Raw genomic sequence first — 5,085 nt, forward strand, 5'->3', positions numbered from 1 at the left:
ACATACAGATAAAGCCTTACTTTGATGAACATACTCTATATAAGTAAGTTAGCCATATTCTATCACTCTTGTATTTTGTTGCCAATAAATAAAAAAGTCGGAAGATATTTCTTCCGACCATGACTGGTAATGAATGAACCCTTAGAAGTATTTATTGGCCTTCACTGCATTGAACCATTTTGTGGCTTTGCAGGGCACTTACTACTTCCCTTCAGTCAATATCGGGATAAAACACAGTTACTTATAAAGAATCTTGTAAATCCGGAATGGTGCATTGAGACTATTTCAGCTGCCTGGCGATTATCTCTAAATGAGATTTTCCTGACAGGTTCTTTTGAAGACAACAAGCACAATGATCGCTATCTCCAAAAATTAACTGGTCTGAAACTGATTTCTATTACTTATCGGAACAAAACAGATCTGACACTATTCTTTGAGAACACCTATCAGCTAGATATTTTCACACAAGGCGTGTCTTTTCCTGTTTTGGAAGTGTATAGCCAAACCAATGATACAATAGAAAACTGTATAGTTCTTCATACATCCGGTAATTGGACCAAATACAGTTTAGACGAATTTACAGATGTAGATAAAATAGCTGATGCACACGCAGAAAATTGTGCAAATCGCTGGAAGAAAACACTTCCTCCAAAGGCATTCGATAACCATTGTAGAGATTGTGCTTATTTTCTCCCCAACAGTGGCAGATTTTACTTTTGGGATTTTGGACTTTGTAGCAATGGTAAATCTATCTTTGATGGAAAGGTCGTCGGAGTGAAAAACAGTTATGAATACTTCGATGATACACTCAATCCATAAAAGGAAAATTGAGTCAAACATTTATCAGTTATTTCTTTACCTACTAATCTACAGATCTAGTTCATTAGCCAGATCCGTATATTTTTCTAGGTATTCCGGATTTGACCTGTAGTTACCAAGCCCAACTGTATCAAATTCATCTACTTTACTTCTTCTTTTTACTCCCAGGTAAGCTAAAGCCTGGTTAATTGTCTTGATATTTTTGTCAACAAGTACTTTGTTTCTATATACATTTGCATACTGTTTTCCCATACCACCAAAGTAATCCGTTTCAATCAAAGCAAAGATTGGATCTTTTTGTTTGGAAATTTGCTCCATTAAATGAGCTAGAACATTTTCCGAAGGAAGATAGTCAGCATCGTTTCTATCCAGGAAACCAGTTATTCCAAGCTTTACCTGCCAATACGCAGAAAAATAGTTGTCTATAAAGAACATTGTAATTGTGTTATCTAATCTGACACCGAGCAAATCAAAGGATTCTGCCAGAGATATATCGTAGTCTCCTTTCAAGAGGATAGCTGTTATATGATGTCCCATTATAGTTTTCTTATTAACGATTTTCCGTTTTTACTAAACCTTGTTGTTGATCCTTCAGGTATTCCTATTATACTTTATTAGACCTTTGTTTCCAAGATATAAGATTTTTTTAGTTAAGTCGCAGCAGTGCTTCATTCCCGTTACGTGTCTTTTCAGTAATATCTTATCCATATCTCAATAATTGAGATAGATGTCCTTGATAAACTTTCCAGGTTTCAAAGAGAGTAACTTATGTTTTTACAGTTGACAAACAATAACCCAACCCATTATCTTTACTCAATGATATATGATTCTCTGATCCATTACATCCAGGAACGTTCGCAAAGCCCTCTCACTTCATCTGATATTGCTTTAATCCGAGAATCTTTTGTCTACAAAAAATTACGGAAAAGGCAGTTCTTTTTGCAGGAAGGAGATATTTGCAAACACTTTGGATTTATTGTAAAAGGAGCCATGCGGCAATATACGGTAGATCAGAAAGGTTCTGAACATAATATCCAGCTGTATATTGAAAATTGGTGGGCATCGGATAGGGAAAGTTTCTGGAAAGAAATACCTTCCATCTATGCTATTGAAGCATGGGAAGAAACAGATTTGCTCCTGCTTCCGAAAGCAAACGGGTACTATGAACGAGTCAATGCGATCCCGGCTTTTAATGAGATGCGGATTAAACTGGATGATAACAATTCCATTGCCTCACAAAGACGACTGCGGGCCTCTATGTTTGATACAGCAGAGAAACGGTATGAAGAGCTAATCCTACGCTATCCTGAATTTATCCAACGCTTTCCGCAACACATAATAGCCTCCTATCTGGGTATAACCAAAGAAACCCTTAGCCGTATACGAAACCAATCGGCAAAAAAATAAGCCCAACTTTTAATAAACGGACGTTGACATAGATCAACGTTTTTTTTTGACCTACCTCATCGTCCTCCTTACGATTTCAAATACAATTTTGTACCACCGAGAATCTGGTTCGCAACTATTTCAGTAACAGACACTACAAATTCTAAAAACACATATGGACAAGAAATCTGTTAATCCCTGGACATGGCAGGATAACTTTAGTTTTTCACAAGCTGTTGAAACAACTGGCAGTTCACAAATATTGTATTGTGCAGGACAAGCCTCTATCAGTCCGGAAGGTAAACCATTACATGCAAACGATATGAAAGCGCAACTAACGTTAGCTATGGATAATCTGGAAGCTGTGTTAACCAAAGGAGGGTACAATTGGGCGAATGTCATTCGTTTGGTAGTATATACCACGAACTTCGACCTTTTATTCGAAAATTACGCACAACTTGAAGAACGATTGAAGCAAACAGACCCCAAACCGATTATAAATCTTTTAGGAGTTAACCGTTTGGTATTTCCGGAATTATTGGTTGAAATAGAGGCAACGGCGGTGAAATAGCCATGTCTAAGTAGGTAATCTCAGATATCAATTTCTTTTAAATTTCTTCTTAGCAAAGTAATACCCTCTGACATAATCTGCATGAGCCTTTGCCTCTCTGATTTTGTCCATACTGGAATATAGTACTTTCCTTCAGGAGTAACAGATGGCAGATTATTACCATAAAATATCTTATCATAAACCTTATTTGTCAGTTTGTCTTTTTCATTTCCAGTAAATGATCTGTTGATAGCAGAGGCGATATCCATAAAAAGATTCCAGGTTGACAAAAACATCTGACAGTCTATAGAATTATCAGGTTGGATTATCCAATTGCTTATATAATCCAAATTGCAGAATAAAGGCTCTTCATTAACAATTTCAATAAGTTTTTTTCCAGCATAATTAGCCAGTGCGGTTTCACTGTTAAAAACAGGTATTAATACATCTGTTTCCACCAAAACCTGATCAGTTTCATCCTGAATCCAGATTAAATAACGATCCTTCTGGTCAAGGCGAAACCAGATAGCAAAAAATAGTTTTTCCACTTGTAGTTGATTGCAGATAGTTTTTAGAATGAAATACCTTTCTAACAATTATCTTATAGTTAAGCTAAAACTTAGCGAGTTTCAAAATAACACTATAAAAGGTCAAATAAGAACTTCATATCTAAATACAACCATTTTCAATCAATTACCTTATCCGACTTTACATAAGCTTTTCTACTACTTACGGATGATGGGCAGCTTCGTTTACTGTTTCACTTACATCACGTTTTACATTAACCAACATAAACTGATCTGGATCTAATTCGCCTTTTTTGGATTGTAACGGGTTATGGAGCAATTTCCAGTCACCATCCCGCACTGCCCATTGTGGATCTTGCTGAGTACCCAAGCATTACCAGTAAAAAACAAGGTGCGGTGAAGTTGCCTTTGTTTGCTGGAATAACTTTCACCCAGCTGGCTCCATCTAATTTACGTTGGGGTAATTTTATTCCACAATATTCTGCAAGCGTCGGATACCAGTCGATATTGGTGTCAAATTGATCGCGAACAGCATTTGCAGGCACATGTCCTGGCCACCATATAATAGCCGGTACTTTTATTCCGCCTTCAAATAAGCTAAATTTTGAGCCGTGATAGGGACTGGAATAACCACCCCAAAAAGTACATCCCTCTTCCGAGTGCCCCTGATCTGCATGAAACAACACCTATTTTCGGTAAGATAAATTTATCCTTTTATCTAATACCTAACTCCCTAAAAAAATGCTCCCGATAGTTTGCTCCAATTGGGATTTCTATAGCATTCATAAAAACCCGATTGCCTTCTATATGCGTTATTTTATCCTTATTGATTATGAAAGATCGATGTAACCGAATGAAGATTGGTTTGGGAAGTATATCTTCTAATGTGGTAAGTGTGATAACAGGCCTTATCACACTATCATTCGTTACAATTTTCACGTTATTTCCATCCGCTTCTGCAAAGTAAACCTCATTGAAGTTAATCTTATAAATCTTTCCTTCTGATTTTAGGAAGCTATAACTCTCTGTAGCAACCTCTTCTCCTACTTTTTCTCTCACTCCCCATTTTTCCTGGACTTTATCAACGGCTACGATAAAGCGTTCCAACGAAAACGGTTTCAACAGATAGTCACACGCTGCAAGATCAAAAGCCTCATGTGCAAACTCTTTATAGGCTGTAGTAAAAATCACCATTGGCGGTTTTGTTAAGGTTTTCATGAATGATAATCCATCCAGAACCGGCATATTGATATCTAAAAAAATAAGATCAATTGTACGACTTTGAATAACACGTTTTGCTTCCAAAGCATTGCTGCAACTTGCTACCACCTCCATTTCAGGCAATAATGCACAGTATCTCTCCAGAATCTGCCTTGCAATTGGCTCATCATCCACAAGTAAGCATCTGATTTTCATGTATATTTCAATAACAGGCTTACAGAAAAAGTCCTTTCAATCTGTGTAATTTCCAATTCATGCTTCTCGTAATACAACAAGTCTAATCTCTTTTTTACGCTTTCCAGTCCAAAGCCAGAGTGACCTTGTGGCACTTCAGGCTTAGATACAAGCAAAGCACATGAATTTTTGATGGAAAAAAAAATGGATTTCGTATCTATAACAAGTGAAATATGAATAAAGATTTTCTCGTCTTCATTGTTCTTCGAATGTTTAAACGCAGAAGTTGTTTAGTATTTATTAAGAGGTTGGATTTTACGTAAAAAACGAATAGAGAAAGCCATATAGAGAAATGCAGTCCAGTTAGGCGCCTTCTTCTCAAACCGAATTAATAAGACTTTGAAACTG

8 protein-coding genes and 1 pseudogene are annotated in these 5,085 nt (G+C 36.7%); 3 read left to right on the forward strand and 6 right to left on the reverse strand.

The window, feature by feature from the left end; genetic code table 11:
* Positions 1–129: 129 nt before the first annotated feature.
* On the forward strand, positions 130–819 hold the full coding sequence (locus QNI15_RS38675) for a DUF3027 domain-containing protein (RefSeq protein ID WP_314037550.1): 690 nt from the start codon (positions 130–132) through the stop codon (positions 817–819).
* 48 nt (positions 820–867) lie between these two features.
* On the opposite strand, the gene QNI15_RS38680 is transcribed toward QNI15_RS38675, so the two are convergent.
* Positions 868–1,356: a hypothetical protein gene (locus QNI15_RS38680; protein WP_314037551.1), complete on the reverse strand. Its 489-nt coding sequence runs from the start codon at positions 1,354–1,356 to the stop codon at positions 868–870.
* Positions 1,357–1,635: 279 nt separating this feature from the next.
* On the opposite strand from QNI15_RS38680, the gene QNI15_RS38685 reads away from it, so the two are divergent.
* Entirely contained in the window at positions 1,636–2,226 is a 591-nt protein-coding gene (locus QNI15_RS38685; RefSeq protein WP_314037552.1) for a Crp/Fnr family transcriptional regulator, read from the forward strand.
* A 154-nt stretch (positions 2,227–2,380) separates the two neighbouring features.
* A complete protein-coding gene (locus QNI15_RS38690) occupies positions 2,381–2,776 on the forward strand; it encodes a RidA family protein (protein WP_314037553.1) in 396 nt (131 codons plus the stop codon).
* Positions 2,777–2,796: 20 nt separating this feature from the next.
* Here QNI15_RS38690 and QNI15_RS38695 read toward each other — a convergent pair whose 3' ends face one another.
* The 5 genes and pseudogenes from QNI15_RS38695 to QNI15_RS39075 form a co-directional block, all read right to left on the reverse strand.
* Entirely contained in the window at positions 2,797–3,303 is a 507-nt protein-coding gene (locus tag QNI15_RS38695; protein WP_314037555.1) for a hypothetical protein, read from the reverse strand.
* Positions 3,304–3,484: 181 nt separating this feature from the next.
* A complete protein-coding gene (locus QNI15_RS38700; RefSeq protein ID WP_314037558.1) occupies positions 3,485–3,652 on the reverse strand; it encodes a hypothetical protein in 168 nt (55 codons plus the stop codon).
* Complete coding sequence (locus tag QNI15_RS39070; protein ID WP_390902245.1) at positions 3,609–3,968, reverse strand: sulfatase/phosphatase domain-containing protein; 360 nt, start codon at positions 3,966–3,968, stop codon at positions 3,609–3,611. The genes QNI15_RS38700 and QNI15_RS39070 overlap by 44 nt, the downstream gene beginning before the upstream one ends.
* Before the next feature lie 28 nt (positions 3,969–3,996).
* Positions 3,997–4,698: a LytR/AlgR family response regulator transcription factor gene (locus tag QNI15_RS38705; protein WP_314037560.1), complete on the reverse strand. Its 702-nt coding sequence runs from the start codon at positions 4,696–4,698 to the stop codon at positions 3,997–3,999.
* A pseudogene (locus tag QNI15_RS39075) lies at positions 4,695–4,928 on the reverse strand (hypothetical protein); the annotation flags it as partial. The pseudogene QNI15_RS39075 and the gene QNI15_RS38705, both read right to left, overlap by 4 nt.
* Positions 4,929–5,085: the final 157 nt, after the last annotated feature.

This window comes from Xanthocytophaga flava, assembly GCF_030068545.1.
Lineage (GTDB): Bacteria > Bacteroidota > Bacteroidia > Cytophagales > 172606-1 > Xanthocytophaga > Xanthocytophaga flava.